Genomic DNA, 17,834 nt, shown 5'->3' with positions numbered 1-17,834 from the left:
TTTTTGTGACAAAAATCACGATTGGCTTGGACAAAACGTCCACGGCAAATTCGCGAAATATCTATTTTTTAAAACGTCCAAAGTCTATCTTATTGGTGTAAAGATTTGGATAATTAATATGGTTACTTTTTCTGACATAGCGGACTACCGCGAATTCCTGAAAGCCTTCTATGATCGTAAAAAGGCAGAGATGCCTTTCTACAGCTATCGCATGATGGGTGACAAGCTGGGCCTCGATTCCAGCTACCTGTACAGGGTGCTTCAGAAGAAGCAGCACCTGCCTGCCCGTGCGCTGCCTGCCGCGAAGGAAATGCTTGAACTGTCTGGCCGCGAAGCCGAGTACTTCGACCTGCTGTTCTCTGCCTCCGTTACCAAGGACAAGGGTCAGCGCGAAGAACTGATGGCCAAGGCCCTGTCTCTCAGGGACGTGAACCGTCATAGCCTGCAGGCCGCCGAACTTAAACTGCTTGAAAACTGGTGGATTCCCGCCGTCCGTGCCTACCTGGAACTGAATGGTGGCGTGGTGAACATCAAGCAGATCGCCCATGACATCTGCCCGCCCATTTCCGAGGCCCAGGTGCAAGAGGCAATCGATACTCTGCTGGAAGTGGGTCTGGTAAAGAAGATGGCTTCCGGTAAACTTGCGCTTACAGACGCCCATTTGACCGCTGGCGGACCCGAAAAGAAGGCCGCAGTTCGCAAATTCCAGCGTCAGGTGCTGTCTTTAGCCAGCGATGCGCTTGATAACGTTCCTGTGGACGAAAGAAATATTTCTACACTTACATTGTCTGTCGACCAGTCCTGCTTTGAGGATCTGGGGGACATGCTCCGTGAATTCCGTCGCCTGGTTCAGAAGCGCGTGGATGGCGCCAAGAATCCGGATCGGGTAATGCAACTCTCGATGGCGTTCTACCCGGTTGCCCGAAAGGGCGGGGTTGGCACCGTAGATGAAGCGGAGGGCGTAAAAAGGGAGACAAAATGAAAAAGTGGGTGTGGCATTTAACTTTAGCTGCAGCAAGCGCATTCAGTGCGCTTTTTGTCGCATGTTCTAGCGACAGCGTGGGTGACACTGCCGGTTCTTCGTTTGAAACGGAGAACTCTGTTGCCATGACTGTACGCCAGGCTGACGGCTCTCCTGCAGCTCGCACTAAGGTGATGGTGCGACCGAGTCATTTCTTGGCTGGTTCCAGCTCTCGTTATGTCAATAGTCTTGAAGAGTCTGATTCTGCCGCCGGTATCTGGAATAAGGAGACCGACGACCAGGGCCGGTTGAGCCTGCCCAGGATGAAGGCCGGCGAGTATCTTGTCGAAGCTCGTGGTAGCTCCGATAAGGCTTTGGACCGTATTGTCGTTAAGGATAGCGTTTGCGATACCTTGTCCATGGTTCTCAAGAAGACTACTTCTATGAGCGGTCAGGTATTGATTCCCGAGGGAAACAAGTCTACCTACGTGGGTATCCGCGGTCTTGATTACGTTGTGCAGACGGATTCTCTGGGCAACTTCGAATTCAAGTCCCTGCCCGAAGGATCCTTTGACGCTGTGGGCTTTATCTATTACACCAGCGAATACGTGAATGTCAACGGCCAGCTTGAAGTTTACGACAACTTCCAGACCATCGGCTTTGTTCCCGTGACTGTGGTGTCTGAAAAGTCCAAGGATGGCGTGGTTATCGGAACCCGTCCTCAGGTTGAAACTCCCGATACGCTTCCTGCCGATACAACGGCGAAGGATTCCGTAGACGAAGATACCGTAGAGGTTTACCCCTATGTGCTGCTGGATGATTTCGACGATGGCACCTACCGCTGGTACACTTCTGTATCCAGGAATGCGACTATCGAGCTGGATGCTGTGGAAGAAGCCAAGTTCGGTCTGGTAGCTCATATGAGCTGTCACAAGGATTCCAACTTGGTGTGGACCATGATGGGTCACAACTTCGCCGAATTCCATGACTTCTCGGAACTTGATTCCGTTGTGTTCTGGGCTCGCGGCGAAAATCCGGATAACGATTCCATGTGGGTCAGCTTCTCCTTCGATGTTCACGTAGACAACAGCACCGCAGATAGCGTACTTGGTTACGAGACCAGCAAGGCTTGGGGCCATAAGAGAATTACCGACAGGTGGACTCGTATTGTGATTACCGTAGACGATCTGGATCCTACAAGCGAAAGCAAGATTGGCGGAAACGTCGGTTGGGACGCTGTCAAGGATCATGTGAACAGTCTTGGTATCTTTGCCGCCCGCCGTGGCGACGAAGGCGAATACGAACTCTGGGTCGATGACGTGGAAATCTATGGCGTAAAGGGTTTAACGCCCTAAGGTCCGTTAGGCTTTATATGAAAAAAGCTCGTCGCAAAAGCGACGGGCTTTTTTTCTTTAGTTTGCCGCTCACGTTGACAAAATGTCAATGAAATCCCTTTTTCGGTGTGAAAAATTTTCTTCTGCCGGAAATATCTTTAGAAATGAAAAGATAAGGCTGGGTGTATTTAAGGCCTTAGGGAGTTTAGCATGAAGCTTTTAAAGAAAGTGGTTGGCGCCACCTTTGCCGCAGGTCTTGCAACCTTCGGCCTGGCCTACAATCCGATTTCAACTTACCATTATCTGGCTGACCCGGGTGCCGCCGCCGATGATGAATATTTCTACATCATCACCGATTCCGATGACCCGGCTCCCTATAATTCCGATGGTTATAAGATTTATGCTCTTTACGGCTTCCGCAGTAAGGACATGCAGAACTGGACTGATTTCGGTATTATCTATGATGCCCGTCAAATCAACGGCATCGGTGATATTTGGGCTTCCGGTATTGCTTCCGATCCCAAGACTGGTAAACTTTATATTGTGTTCCCCGATGGCGGTGGCGGCGGTATTGGCTACATCAAGGCTGATAGCATCGCCGGTCCGTGGAGCAACGCTGTGGGCGGTGGCAAGGACAAGCTGGTTGCCGGTTGGGGAAAGGGCCATATTGACTGTGATGGCGTTTCCTGGTGCTTTGACCCGGGTATCTTCATCGATGACGATGGTACTACCTATGTGACATGGGGTGGTGGCGAAAGCACTAGTCGTCCGAACACAGATAACTTTGACGTCGTAAAGCTGAATGATGCCAAGGATGCTCCGGTGGGTACCGGCTCTCACGTGAAGGTGAACGGCCTGTCTACCCGCAAGATGCTGGAAGCTTCCTACATCCATAAGCATGAAGGTAAGTATTACTTCTCCTACAGTACTGGCTGGCAGCAGGGTGCTCCCACTATTGACTATGGTATTGGTGATAGCCCCACGGGCCCCTTTACCTGGAAGGGTACCATCCTTGGCGATCCCAGCATGAATGGCAAGAGCATTAACGGCAATAACAACCACCACGGTATCGCCGAATTCAAGGGCCATTCCTATGTGGTTTACCATGACCGCCGTATTGCCAAGGGCCACGATGGTCTGGAAATTATCCCTGCCGATGATGGCATGCCTAAGCCTAACGAAGGTTACCACCGTAGCGTTTCTGTAGACGAAATGTTCTATAACGCCGATGGTACCATTAAGCAGGTGGTTTGCACTAACGAAGGTCCGGAACAGATTGAAAACTTTGACCCGTACGATTGGTATCCGGCTCTGACTAGCTCCAAGCAGAGAGGCGTCCGTAGCCGTTCCCTGTGGGCTCCGGGTAAGGTATCTGGTAGCCTTCTGTTGCCTCTTTCTACCAAGGAATCCTGGATTCGCGTTTCTGGTGTAGACTTCGGTACTGCAGCAACTGGCTTTATCGTTGAAGCGGGTAGTGTTGCCGATGGGAACACCATTGAAATCCGCAAGGGTTCTGCAACTGGCACCTTGGCTGGTACTTGCGAACTGAAGAATACTGGTTCCAAGACAACCTATGCCGAAAACAAGTGCGAAGTTGAAGGCCTCTCCGGTATTGTGGATCAGCTGTTCCTGGTGTTCAAGGGTGCCAAGGATTCTACCATGGCTATCAAGGCCTGGGGCTTCGAAGGTAGCGGAACTACTGAACCCACGCCGCAGTCACCTTATGGCGGCACCGCCTGGGCTATCCCCGGTGTGATCCAGATGGAGGACTTTGACGTTCCCGGTGTTGGCCGCGGTAGCGATTTGAAGTCCTACTATGACAAGGATTCCGAAAACCACTCCTGCACCGATGCCGGCAAGGAAGCGGAATGCTCCGACTACCGTGACGGTACTGGCGTAGATATCTATAAGAAGGCTGGCGGTAAGCTGATTGTGGGTTACATCAACGAAGGCGAATGGCTGGAATATACGGTGAACGTTGCTGAAACTGGCACTTATACCATGTATGCCGCTGTTGCTTCTGATGGTGGTTCCAGCTTCAAGCTTTCTATCGATGACAAGGATATTACAGAAGATATCACTGTTCCCGCCAACAAGAAGAGCGAAGAATCTGCCCAGAACTTTGACGATTACAGCAAGGTTAGCGCCAATGTGAACCTGACCAAGGGCGAGCACATCCTGCGCTTTACCGCCACTGCAGACTGGTTCGACATCGACTTCATCAACTTCGTTGCTGGCGCCGATGCACCGGATGACGTGGAACTTGATCCTACTTCCATTAAGTCTATCCGTATGAACGTGACCTCTTCCAGAAGCTTCCAGGTGTTCGATGTAAACGGTCAGAAGATGGCTACCATCGAAGCCAAGGACCTGTCTTCTGCAACGGCCCAGTGGAAAAATTCTGCCAAGGGTGTCCAGGGCATCTTCATGATCCGTGGTACCAATGGTGAAAAGTCCATGATCCGTGTGGTTCGCTAAAACGCAGAAAATCGTTGAATTTAGGCGAAAATCGTCAAAAGATACCATAAACGCATCCAAAAAAGCCTCCAGAATTTGCCTGGGGGCTTTTTGTCTATGGACAATTTGTCCATGGGAAGTGGGTGTCCATAGTGGATATATGCTCCGAAATGGAATAGTTTAAGTTGCATAGGGCGAGTGGTGTCGCTCTTCATACATGGAGTATGGGATATGTGGAATAGAAATTGCTCTTGCGTAGGCAAGATTGCGTCTTTGTTTGGCATCCTGGGCTTTTTTGCCGGTAGCGCCTTGGCTTCGACTGTTACTGTCGATGCAAATACTGAATATCAGGTAATTCGTGGTTTTGGTGGCATGGTCCACAATGAATGGCAGGGCGGTAAAGGTCTCTCCGATGCCGATGCTAAGCTTGCCTTTGGTACCGGTGATGGCCAAATTGGCTTGAATACCCTCCGTATTCCGGTTTACGGAAATTCTAACAGTTTTAACAAGGATGTTGCCGCCGCCAAGTCCGCCAAGAAGTATGCCGGCAATGACTTCATTCTCTATGCAACCCCCTGGACTTCCAACTATGCAGGTGCCGGTCAGCACATCGCCTCCAGCAACTACCAGAAGTATGTTGACCATCTGAATAGCTTTGCAGAATACATGATCAACCAGGGTGTTCCCCTATACGCCCTTTCCATCAGCAACGAACCGGACTGGTGCGGCGAATGGGCCTGCTGGTCTGCTGACGAAATTTACAACTTTACCAGAGATTACGCCGCCAAGATGCGTAAGCATGGCACCAAGGTGATTTCTACGGAATCCTTTGCCTATGCCAAGGGCATGTACGACAAGGTTCTGAAGGATGATAATGTTCTGAAGAACTGGGACATTCTTGGCGCCCACTTCTACGCTAGTGAAGCCTATACCGCAGATTCCTGGTTCCAGTACTCTCTCGCTGACCAGAAAAATGTGGAACGCTGGATGACGGAACACTATACCGAAAGCCAGGGCAGCGGCAACTATTGGCGTAAGATTATGAATACCGGTGACCAGGCAAATCAGAACAAGAAGGACACCGTCCGCGCTATGGACGTGGCCTACGATATTCATCGTGCCTTGGCTATTGGTAACTTCAATCAGTACACCTGGTGGTACATCCGTCGTTGCTATGGCCTGATCATGGAAACGGATTTTAGCAATAAGCTTTCCATTCCTTCCAACGAAGTGGGCAAGGTTTCCAAGCGCGGCTACATCATGAGCCAGTTTGCCCGATTCATCCGTCCGGGTGCAGTTCGTGTGGGTGCAACCCTGAAGCCCGAAACTGACGTTCATGCTTCCGCTTACAAGAGCGCCAATGGCGATAGCGTCATCGTGGTTCTCCTTAATCGTGATGCCAGGAACGCAAAGACTGTTACAGTCAACATAAAGGGTGCAGATGTCAAGACCGTTCGCGCCTACATGACCAGCGAAAACAAGAATGCGGAATACCTGGATGAATATGATGTGGTTAACGGTTCCGTGACCATCAAGATGGAATCCGGTTCCTCCAACAAGGACTGCATTGTGACCCTGGTTGGTGCTGCCGCCTTTGCACCTCCTACTCCCCGTGAACCGTTCAAGGGTGAAGCCCTCGCCATCCCGGGCAAGATCCAGGCCGAAGACTTTGATATCCCGGGTACGGGTAACGCCAACAAGACTTTCTATGATACCGATTCCGAAAACCATTCTTGCTCGGATACCGATGTTTCTGAATGTTCTGATTACCGCAAAGACACCGGCGTCGATATCTACAAGAAGTCCTTTGGCAACGTGGTCGGCTACAACCGCAATGGTGAATGGCTTGAATACACCGTGAAGGTGGCCAAGTCCGGTGATTACACCATGTTCGCCTATGTGGCTTCCAACAACGGTACTGCAAGTTTCCAGCTCTTGATGGATGGCAAGGCTATTACCGATACCATCGTCGCTCCGGCAACTACTTCTAGCGAAGGCAATTTTGACTCCTTTGACAAGATCCAGAGAAATGTAACCCTTACCGAAGGTGAACATATCCTTCGCTTCCAGGTGACCTCCGACTGGCTGGATGTAGACTACTTCACCTTCGTCGAAGGCAAGGACGCAACTGACCCGGAACCGGTTGTGGATCCCGAAGATCCTGAAGATACGACTAGTATTGTCAAGGTCCGTTTTGACGTGGCTGGCGAACAGAACTACTCCGTGTTCGATATGAACGGTAATTTGATGGGTTCCTTCAAGTCTGAATCTGTGGATCTGCAGAACAAGACTGCTGACCTTGTAAAGGCAAAGGGTTCCTATCTGGTGAAGTCCGTCTCTGGTTCTGCTGTAGTGAACGTAACTAAGTAAGATTCATAAAAACTTCCATAAACCAAACCAAAACCAAAAAGGGGCGTCCTGGGAAACTGGGATGTCCCTTTTTTTTAAAATATGACGTTTTTTTGGACATATAATCCATATTTTACGTGTAGAAATTTTGCTTTTTATTCCATTAAAGAATAGTTTATAGTGTGATAAGTTGTACGAGGAGTGTTATGAATACAATTAAGTCTAAATTTATGAAGGCGGCGCTGGGTGTATTGGCTGTTGCCGGTTGTGCTTTTGCTGCACCCAATCCGAATTTCCATATTTATATTGCCTATGGCCAGTCCAATATGTCGGGTAACGGTGAAATCGTTCCGTCTGTGGATCAGGCTCAGGAACCCAAGAACTTTATTATGCTGGCTTCTCACACGGCAAATGCCAGCAGCCGTACTGGTTCCACAACCCAGTCTATCAAGACCGGAGAATGGTATCCGGCAATTCCCCCCATGTTCCACTCGTTTGAACAGCTTTCCCCCGCTGACTACTTTGGCCGCGCCATGGTGGACTCCCTGCCGGGTGTGACCGTGGGCATTATTCCTGTGGCTATCGGTGCTGTCAGTATCCGCGCATTTGACAAGGATCAGTATCAGGCTTATTTTGACGGCGATGGTAAGGACATTAAGTCTTGGGGCTGGCCCAAGGATTACGACAACAATCCTCCGGGACGTATTCTGGAACTTGCCAAGAAGGCCAAGGAAGTGGGTGTCATCAAGGGGTTCATCTTCCATCAGGGTGAATCTGACGGTACTGATGATAACTGGCGTAAGACTGTTTACAAGACCTACAAGGACATTATCGACGCTCTCGATCTGGACGAAAACGAAGTTCCTTTCGTGGCTGGTGAATTGCTCCAGGAAGGTAACAACTGCTGTTCCAGCAAGAACGGCGGCATTGCTCTGCTGAAGAACAACTTCAAGAAGTTTGGTTTGGCATCTTCCAAGGGCTTGAAGGGTAACGGCAAGGATGTTTACCATTTCGGACGCGAAGGTGTCATTGAACTGGGCAAGCGTTACTGCTCCGAAATGCTGAAGCTGATCGACAAGACTATTGACCCCAACGCACCCGCCGTGGATCTGGTTGACCCCAGCAAGTCTACAGTGGCTGATGAACCCCCTGAAGAATATGGCCCCTATGCAGATCCTATTGAAATTCCGGGTAAGCTTCAGGCCGAAAACTACAACAAGGGCGGCGCCGGAAAAGCTTACTATGACTTGAGCAAGGGCAACGAAGGTGGCAAGCTCCGTAAGGATGACGTGGATATTTACCAGCCGGATAAGGGTATGGCTATCGGTCATTGCCAGAAGGGCGAATGGCTCAAGTATACCGTGAACGTGGCTGCTGATGGTGAATACGAAATTTCTGCAAGAATCGCTGGCGAAAACAGCACTGGTAGCTTTGTCCTCTACATGGATGAAAAGCAGATCGGTACTGAAATGGTCAACGAGGGCTTGGGCTTTAGCGAAGAAAGCTACACGACTGTGAAGGGCGGCACCGCAACTCTCACCGCTGGTGAACATGAGCTGAAACTGGAAATCACCAACGACTGGATTGACATCGACTATGTGGAATTTGTCAAGGTGGGCAGTTCTGAAGAAGATCCCACGGCAATCCGTTTGGGTGTGAAGTCTAATCAGCAGGTGGATATGTCCAAGGCCCAGTACTTCGATATGCAGGGCAATCGCGTAAGCAAGTCTGCTACCAAGAAGCAGGGCGTTTACCTGGTCAGTGTCCCCGGCGAAAAGAACTTCATTATGCGAGTTGAAAAATAACACCAAGGAAGATTTATGGGCGCTCACGAAATTTCCATCGTAAAACAGATTGTTGTCTGCGGCATTGTAGCAGTAGCACTTGGTCTGATTTACGGATAAAACGAAATTTTGGTGGTTAGAGGGGAAAGGGTCCGTTCGCGGACCCTTTCTTTTTTTTGATGCATCACACCCTCTCCCCGCAAAGCAGTACCTATAGAAAACAGTCAGACGTTTATAACGTCCCCCCCCTCATTGAAAAAATGTTTTAGTGAGGAGTGAAAAAGACGTTCCTTTTGTGCAATAACGTTCTAATCTGCTTTCACGTGGCCGGGCGGGAAAGGGGTGCGGGGGAGAGGGCTGGCGGCCTTCGTAACTCCGAGTGCGGGCCCTCTCCCCGCAAAGCAGTACCTATAGAAAACAGTCAGACGTTTATAAGGTCCCCCCTCATTGAAAAAATGTTTTGGTGAGGAATGAAAAAGACGTTCCTTTTGTGCGATAACGTTCTAATCTGCTTNNNAAACTCCCCCCCCCCCATTGAAAAAATGTTTTGGTGAGGAATGAAAAAGACGTTCCTTTTGTGCGATAACGTTCTAATCTGCTTTCACGTGGCCGGGCGGGAAAGGGGTGCGGGGGAGAGGGCTGACGGCCTTCGTAACTCCGAGTGCGGGCCCTCTCCCCGCAAAGCAGAACCTATAGAAAACAGTCAGACGTTTATAACGTCCCCCCCCCTCATTGAAAAAATGTTTTAGTGAGGAGTGAAAAAGACGTTCCTTTTGTGCAATAACGTTCTAATCTGCTTTCACGTGGCCGGGCGGGAAAGGGGTGCGGGGGAGAGGGCTGACGGCCTTCGTAACTCCGAGTGCGGGCCCTCTCCCCGCAAAGCAGAACCTATAGAAAACAGTCAGACGTTTATAACGTCCCCCCCCTCATTGATAAAATGTCAATAAAAGCTTTTGTCTAGGCATGTTTTTTGTCCTTGGACAGAGGTAATTTATAGTCATGAAAACCGCAGGTTGTTGGTGTGGCCTGCTGAGGAGATTGATATGGGATTGTTAAAGAAGTTTTTTGCCGGAGCAGCTTTGCTCGGTTCTGCAGTTGGCGCCTTTGCCGTCACTGTTAATAATCCGGTGATCTGGTCCGATTCTCCGGACCCTTCCATTGTACGCGTCGAGGGCAACTACTACATGGTGACGACCACCATGCATTACGCTCCGGGCATTCCCATTTTCAAGAGCACCGATTTGGCTCAGTGGCGCACTATTGGTTATGTGTACGAAACCCTGACCAATAACGACAACATGAATTTGAACGGCGGTAAGGATGCCTATGGTAAGGGCTCCTGGGCTTCTAGCATCCGCTATCGAGAGAAGGACGGTTACTATTACGTCCTGACTCCGTCTTATACCACCAACAAGACTCACCTTTACAAGACCAAGGATATCGAAGGCGGCCCCTGGAGCGAAGTCCAGCTGCCCTTCTATCACGATCCCTCTCTGTTCTTCGATGATGACGGCACGGCCTGGGTTTTCTACGGTTCTGGCGATCAGATTAGCTATGTGCAGCTGAACGACGATGCGTCTGGCGTAAAGGCTGGCGGCAAGAGCGGCAAGGTTGGTGGCGTTAGTGTCAACAAGATTACCGGCAAGGGCGATCGCGATTACTATGTGCAGCAGGAAGGCTCTCACATGGAAAAGGTGAACGGTGAATACTACCTGTTTACTATTTCTTGGCCCGCAGGCGCTTGCCGTACTGAAATTGTTTATCGTTCCAAGAACCTTTTGGATGGCTTTACCGGCCGAATCTTCTTGCAGGATAATGGCGTAGCCCAGGGCGGTATTTTTGATACTCCCGATGGCAAGTGGTATGCGCTCCTGTTCCGCGATTCTGGTCCTATTGGCCGTATTTCTCACCTGGTTCCCACGGTGTGGAAGGATGGTTGGCCGCAACCTGAAGGCGGTTCCAAGAAGGCTCCCGCAACTTTGGATTTGCCTAGCGAAGTGGAACCGGGTTACGGCATGGTCACTTCCGATGACTTTGATGGCGACGAACTTCCGCTGGAATGGCAGTGGAACCACAATCCGGATAACTCCAAGTGGAAACTGGCTGATGGCAAGCTCCGCATTACCACTGGCCGTACCGATGCCCGCATTACCAGCGTCAAGAATATGCTGACTCAGCGTACCTTTGGCCCCAAGTGCGTTGGCCGTACCTTGGTGGATGGCACTAATATGAATGATGGCGATGTTGCCGGTCTTGCTGCTTGGCAGGACAACAAGGGCATGGTGGCCATTACGAAGGAAAGCGGCAGCTATAAGGTTGTCATGTACAGCGGCACCAAGGATGGTGAAAAGCGCGAGGCTTCTGAAAATCTTTCTGGCTCCAAGGTTTACCTCCGCGTCGATTTTGACATTCCTATCGATAAGGGCACAGCCTCCTTCTACTACAGCGAAGATGGCAGTTCTTGGAAGAAGATCGGTACTAATGTAAGCTTGAGCTTCGATTTGCACATGTTCGTGGGTAATCGTTTTGGCTTGTTCAACTGGGCAACAAAAACCGCTGGCGGATCTGTTGACTTTGACTGGTTCAAGATTGGTGTAGACGCAAATGATGAAATCTACCTGGATGGTGCCGGCGCAGAACCTATTCCCCAGACGGCACACAATGCAACCCAGACTCCGTGGGCACTTCCTGGCCAGATCGAAGCTGAAGACTTTGACGATCCGGGTAAGGGCAAGGGCGGTCCGTCTTACAGCGACAAGGATTCTGAAAATCGTGCCTGCACTGGTGACAAGGTTAGCGAATGCTCCGATTACCGTAAGGATACTGGCGTAGATCTGTACAAGAAATCTGGCGACCGCATTGTGGTTGGCTATATCCAGAAGGATGAATGGCTGGAATATACCATCAATGTTACAAAGGCTGGTGACTATACTTTGTTTGCCGCAGTCGCTTCCGATGGTGGCTCCAGCTTCAAGCTTTCTCTGGATGGTAAGGATCTTACTGAAGATATCGCTGTTCCTGCTGCAAAGAAAGACGGTGATAGCGAAGAACAGAACTTTGATGATTACAACAAGGTGAATGCCAATGTGGTCCTGCCTGCCGGTGAACATATCCTGCGCTTTACCGCCACCGCAGACTGGTTCGACATTGACTACTTTAACTTTGCCGAAGGTAAGGACGCAACGGATCCCGCTCCTATTGGCACCACCTCCATCAGGGACATTCGCATGGTGGTTGGCGGTCAGCAGAACTACCGCGTGTTTAACCTGAACGGAAACTTGCTGGGAATCGTGAACAGCAATGGCGCCGATATCGTGAACGTTACCCGCGATTTTGTAAAGCAGAGCGGCATGTATATCGTAAAGCCTGTCCGTGGTGGCCTGGTTCACAAGATTTCCGTGACCAAGTAAATTTTACAAACGATCTTTCATAACACATCCCATACACTAAAGCGGTACCTGATTTACGTCGGGTGCCGTTTTTTTTTGCTTGTTTTGTCATGGACTTTTTATCCATAGTTGTTATGGTTTGATGTTTTCTTTTTGCTTACAACCCATATAGTTTTAAGGTGGGTTCGCGGAGTGGTGTCCGCTAACCTTAAAAATGAGGATGTGGATGTCTGGCAAAAAGTTCTTTGTCGCAGCATTTGCTGCGTTGACTGTATTTATGGGAAGTTCCTTTGGAATTCCTTCTCAGAATATCAATGTGAATGGTGCGAACCGTAATATGCTGGTTTACGCACCCACTAATATCGAAAAAGATCGCCCCCTGATTATTCAGATGCATGGCATGAATCAGGATGCCCCCTACCAGCATGATGCGGCTAAGTGGGAAGAAATCGCGGATACCGCCCGATTTGTGGTGGTGTTCCCTAATGGCGAAAATAAGTCCTGGGATATTTCTGGCGACAAGGATGTGAACTTCCTGAAAGCAATCATCAATGAAATGTATACGAAATACGGAATTGACAAGAAACGCGTATATGTTTCAGGCTTCTCCATGGGCGGCATGATGAGCTATCACGCTGCTAACAAGATGAGCGACCAGATTGCTGCAATTGCTCCCGTGTCCGGCTACCCGGTTGGAAATCCCGCTCCCGCCAGCAAGCGCATGATGCCGATTCTACATACTCACGGCACGACGGATCCTACGGTGAACTACAACAGCGCTGTTTCCTATTTGAAGCGTTGGGTGGAATACGAAGGCTGTTCCTCCAACTCCGAAAAGATTTCCCAATATCCAGTTGGCAAAACCACTTCTGCAGCCTCCATGGAAAAATGGAGCGGCTGTAAGGAAAATAGCGATATCCGTCTGATTTCCATTAAGGATAAGGGCCATTGGTATTCCATGGATTTGGCCAGCGTCAATACCTCTGACGAAATCTGGAATTTTGTAAAGCGCTTCTCTCTCGACGGAGCGGTAGCGGAAACGCCTGCCGTACCTCCTTTTGTTGAACCCACCAACCGCGACAGCATTTATAATGGTGGTTTCGATTCTACTGCGAATGCATGGACCCTCCAGAATCATGGCGATGGTAAGTCCGTTGGTTCTGTGAAGGATGGCAAGTATGTTCTTGATATTTCCGCTGTCGGGCCGCAGCCTTATACCGTGCAGCTGATCCAGCACAATCTTCATCTTGAACAGGGTGAATGGTACAAGGTCAGTTTTGAGGCCGGTGCCGATGCAGATCGTGTTCTTGAAGTGAACGTGGAACAGCACGAAGATCCTTGGGATAGCTATTTGACCGCGGTCCAGAATTTTGACGTTAGTACTTCCATGCAGCCCCTTTCATTCTATTTCCAGATGACCGCTGCGACGGACACCAATGTCCGCCTAAGCTTTAATGCGGCGACATCTACGGGAACCCTTATGCTGGATAATGTTTCCATTGAAAAGGTTGATGAAAATGATGTGCCCATGGTTCCCTGCTGCGAAACCGCTGTGCATGCGTTGGATTTGGATCGTAATGTTTTACGAACTTATGAAGTCTACGGTTTATCTGGTGCCTACCTTGGAAAGATTGATGCCTTGAATTTCAATGAAATGAAATCGAATGTACTTTCGCTGGTAAAAAAATCTGGCGTGTATATGGTTCGTTCAGGAAGTTCTGTGAAATCGATTCAGGTTGGTCGATAATATCTAGACAAAATGTCCATGAAATATCCTGGTAGGTTGGTGTTTTCAGTGACAGAAGTGGATAGTTTAATACCGAATTAAACAGGAGTGAAAAGATGTTCGGTTTGAAGAAACAGATGGGTCTTGCTGCAGCCGCTATGGCTGTAGCTGCCGTTACTGCAAATGCCCACCCCGATAGCTTGGTGCTTACGCCGCCGCTGGGCTGGAACAGCTGGAACGTATTCCACGAAAACATCAACGAAACCCAGATCAAGGAAGTGGCCGACGCCATGGTTTCTTCTGGCCTTCGCGATGCTGGCTATATCTACCTGAATCTGGACGACAACTGGATGGACACCAAGCGCGACGCCAATGGCGACCTCCAGAACCATCCCAAGACTTTCCCCAGTGGCATGAAGGCTCTGGCCGATTACATTCATAAGAAGGGCTTGAAGTTCGGCGTGTATGGCGACCGCGGTAAACGTACCTGCCATCATTACAACAGCAACTGGGTAAGCGAAAACGGCTCCTACATGCACGAAGAACAGGATGCCAAGAAGTTTGCCGAATGGGGCGTTGACTACCTGAAGTACGATAACTGCGACCCGGCTCCCGGCTCCAACCAGGAAGAAGATTACACCCGTATGTCCAAGGCTCTCCGCAATTCCGGCCGCGACATCGTGTTCAGCATTTGCGCCTGGGAATATAAGGACTGGATGCCGAAAATCGCCCATCTGTGGCGTACCACTTTCGATATTGGCCCCGAATGGAGATCTACCTCCTGGTACCGCGGCGTTTACGAAATTATCGATGCCAATGACAAGTACTGGAAGATTGCAAAGCCGGGTAACTGGAATGACCCGGACATGCTCGAAGTGGATAACAGAAACCTGACTTATGAAGAACAGAAGTCCCAGATGACCATGTGGTCCATTATGGCGGCTCCCATCATGATCAGTTCCGATGTCCGCAAGATGAGCGACCAGGTGAAGGATCTTTACCTGAACAAGGATATGATTGCCATTAACCAGGATTCCCTGGGCGTGCAGGGACATCGAATTTCTAATGTAGATGGTAAGCAGGTTTGGACCAAGCCCTTGCGCAATGGTGACCTCGCTGTAGCCCTCCTGAATGACAATACCTCTACCCAGACTATCGAATGCGATTTCGCAGATATCGGTGTAACTGGTGAAGTGGAAGTTCGCGATGCCTGGCAGAAGAAGGATCTTGGTCCCAGATCTAGTGTTTCGGCAGAAGTTCCTGCTCACGGTTCTGTATTGCTCCGCTTGATTCTTGAACCCGTTCCCCGCGAACCGTTCAAGGGCAAGGCCTTTGCAATCCCCGGCAAGATCGAAATGGAAGATTTTGACGTTAGCGGTATCGGCCAGGGTAACGTTTCCTATAGCGATGGCGATTCCGAAAATCAGGGCAACAGCGATTACCGTAAGGGAACTCCCGTAGACATTTATGAAAAGACTGACGGCCGCATTGTAATTGGTTACAACCAGAAGGGTGATTGGCTCGAATATACAGTTGATGTTGCCGAAACAGGTGAATACACTTTGGGCGCCTATGTGGCTTCTGCCAACGAAACTTCCAGCTTCAAGTTCTCTGTAGACGGTACTGACATTACCGAAGAAATCTCCGTGCCCAAGGGTGAAGGCGATAATAATTACGATGACTACAACCTGGTTGAAAAGAAGGTGAACTTGACCAAGGGCGAACACATTCTCCGCTTTACTGTTACTAGTGACTGGATGGATATTGACTATGTTCAGTTCGAGGGTAGTGGTACAGCTCGCATTGGTAAGAAGGTGGCTCAGAGCCGTTCTGCCGGTCTTGTGAAGGGCGAACGTAACGCCTATTCTCTGACGGGCCGAAATCTGGGTCGCGAAACAAAGAAGCGTTCCAACGGCATGTATCTGCTTCGCTAAAAAAAACAAGTCAGATTGATTTTGGTTCCTTTGACAAAATGTCAAAGGAACTTTTTTTTTGTTTGCGTTTTTTACCGCTGTGAAAAATATCTTTAGACTTGTAAACAGGATTGTGGTGGTTCCGTTTACGGTTGGTGCGTCGTGGTTGACGCAATTGAGAGGATATTATGGGGAAATTGGTTTCCGTTGCAGCATTTGCTGCTGTTTTTGCCGTTAGCTCCTTTGCGGTAACGAATCAGTTCCGCGGTACGAACTGGGCTGATAAGCGTGACAATTTCGTCTCCGATGTGCTGAAACTTTCCGGCATGACCGGCACTGAGGACTACCAGGCCGCCTACGCGCTGTCCGACCGCGTCATGAGCCAGTTCGTAGAAAAACTGGGCATCAACAGCCTGCGCATTCCTATTAACGAACCTACCGCTTTAAAGGCCTGGAGCTCCTATAAGGGCATTATCGACGGTATTCTGGCTCACGGTCGTATGCTCGTTGGCTACTGGGGCCCTGCACAGCCCGCCGGCCCCAAGAACATGGATGACTGGTGGAAAATGTGGGATACCGTCATCAAGGAATACGGTGACAATCCCAATGCCTATTTCGAAATTTTCAACGAACCCCACATGTACACCAAGGACGAACTTCGTAATCTGTACGCAAAGTGGCTGGCTCGTTACCCGGATGTTCCTCGTGACCATGTTTTGCTGGATGGTACTGGTCTCGCATGGAATGTGCCCGAAATCGCCGACGATTCCCGTTTTGATGGATGCCTTTTCGCAGTGCACGAATACACCTTCTGGAACATGAGCATTACTACCGAACAGGGCTGGATGAACAGTTTCAAGGGCAAGGTGGGCAAGTACGCCGACCGCACCGTGGCAACCGAATGGGGTGGCGCTATGGGCCCTGGCGACAAGAACGGCGTTCATTACGAGATCATGGATTACAACGATCCCAATCCCACCAACTACTTCATGGCCTACATTCGCGGTATGTCCGAACAACTTCGTGAATGGCAGATGGGCAGTTTCTACTGGGTTGGCCTCCGCGATGGTGACTGGTACAGTATGGTAACCCGTTCCGGTGAAGGAGCCAATACCAAACTTGAAATCGTGAACCAGTCTGGCGTAGACCGTATGCAGTATTCCTGGACGGATACTGTTGAGACGACTCCTGCCGTTCAAGAGCCGTTTGACGGAATCATTGCGTTGCCCGGAAAAATTGAAGCTGAAAATTATGACAAGGGCGGAAACCGTGTTTCCTTCTACGACAAGGATGCTTCAAACCAGGGAAATGTCTATAGGGATGATGCTGTGGATATCGTTGGCTTTGGCTGCTCCGACTCCCTGAATACCAAGGATTGCGAAGGCTATTCCTTGGGCTATACCCAGGTGGGTGAATGGCTGGAATATTCTGTGAACGTTGGAGCCCATGATTCTCTTGTCGGTTCTGCCCGAGTGGCTAGCGGTCTCGAGGGGGCAGGCTTTATCCTGTACATCGACGACAAGACGGTGACCGATACGGTCAAGATTCCCAAGGGCGGAGATTGGGTAACCTATTCCGAAATCGAATTCCCCGTGTCTGAAATCGCCGAAGGGGAACATGTGCTGAAGCTACAGTTTACGGGTGCTTACGGCAATGTGGACTGGGTCAGTCTTGGAGATCCGAATGCGGTTGTCGGAACACGCCTGCAATTTAACGTGGCTACTCCGCAGAACTATTCAGTCTTTACCGTAAATGGAAATTATGTGGGGACTGTGTACGGTTTGTCTGCGGGTATTGCGGAACAGGTTCGCGGGCTTGTGAAAAATCCTGGAATTTATGTGGCGAAACCCGCTTATGGTCCCGCTGTAAAGTTTAATGTGAAGTAGCTGTCGGCTGTATACAGGCGTTTTGGTTATATTTT

9 protein-coding genes are annotated in these 17,834 nt (G+C 49.8%); all 9 read left to right on the top strand.

Features of this window, described 5'->3' with window-relative positions:
- The first annotated feature begins 118 nt into the window (after positions 1–118).
- The 9 genes from MMG03_RS03935 (at position 119) to MMG03_RS03895 (ending at position 17,799) form a co-directional block, all read left to right on the top strand.
- Positions 119–982 (top strand): DUF4423 domain-containing protein, encoded by an 864-nt coding sequence (locus MMG03_RS03935; RefSeq protein WP_073161128.1) that lies wholly within the window; start codon positions 119–121, stop codon positions 980–982.
- Positions 979–2,316, top strand: a complete 1,338-nt coding sequence (locus MMG03_RS03930) for a hypothetical protein (RefSeq protein WP_088665828.1) — start codon at positions 979–981, stop codon at positions 2,314–2,316. Before MMG03_RS03935 ends, MMG03_RS03930 begins: the two co-directional genes overlap by 4 nt.
- A 189-nt stretch (positions 2,317–2,505) precedes the next feature.
- Positions 2,506–4,773, top strand: a complete 2,268-nt coding sequence (locus tag MMG03_RS03925; protein WP_249505658.1) for a carbohydrate-binding protein — start codon at positions 2,506–2,508, stop codon at positions 4,771–4,773.
- 210 nt (positions 4,774–4,983) lie between these two features.
- Positions 4,984–7,122, top strand: coding sequence for a carbohydrate-binding protein (locus tag MMG03_RS03920; RefSeq protein ID WP_073234291.1), 2,139 nt, complete (start codon positions 4,984–4,986; stop codon positions 7,120–7,122).
- A gap of 185 nt (positions 7,123–7,307) precedes the next feature.
- Positions 7,308–8,906 carry a sialate O-acetylesterase gene (locus MMG03_RS03915; RefSeq protein WP_249505657.1) on the top strand — a complete coding sequence of 533 codons (1,599 nt, stop codon included), beginning with the start codon at positions 7,308–7,310 and terminating at the stop codon, positions 8,904–8,906.
- 1,022 nt (positions 8,907–9,928) lie between these two features.
- Positions 9,929–12,295, top strand: coding sequence for a family 43 glycosylhydrolase (locus MMG03_RS03910; protein WP_073161123.1), 2,367 nt, complete (start codon positions 9,929–9,931; stop codon positions 12,293–12,295).
- A gap of 205 nt (positions 12,296–12,500) precedes the next feature.
- Positions 12,501–14,021 carry a carbohydrate binding domain-containing protein gene (locus MMG03_RS03905; RefSeq protein WP_249505656.1) on the top strand — a complete coding sequence of 507 codons (1,521 nt, stop codon included), beginning with the start codon at positions 12,501–12,503 and terminating at the stop codon, positions 14,019–14,021.
- A 95-nt stretch (positions 14,022–14,116) separates the two neighbouring features.
- On the top strand, positions 14,117–15,934 hold the full coding sequence (locus tag MMG03_RS03900) for a carbohydrate-binding protein (RefSeq protein ID WP_249505655.1): 1,818 nt from the start codon (positions 14,117–14,119) through the stop codon (positions 15,932–15,934).
- Between the two features lie 167 nt (positions 15,935–16,101).
- Complete coding sequence (locus MMG03_RS03895; protein ID WP_088658894.1) at positions 16,102–17,799, top strand: carbohydrate-binding protein; 1,698 nt, start codon at positions 16,102–16,104, stop codon at positions 17,797–17,799.
- Positions 17,800–17,834 lie beyond the last annotated feature (35 nt).

It is taken from the genome of Fibrobacter sp. HC4 (assembly GCF_023373925.1).
Classification (GTDB): Bacteria; Fibrobacterota; Fibrobacteria; order Fibrobacterales; family Fibrobacteraceae; genus Fibrobacter.
This window is presented reverse-complemented; position numbering and strand designations above follow the sequence as displayed.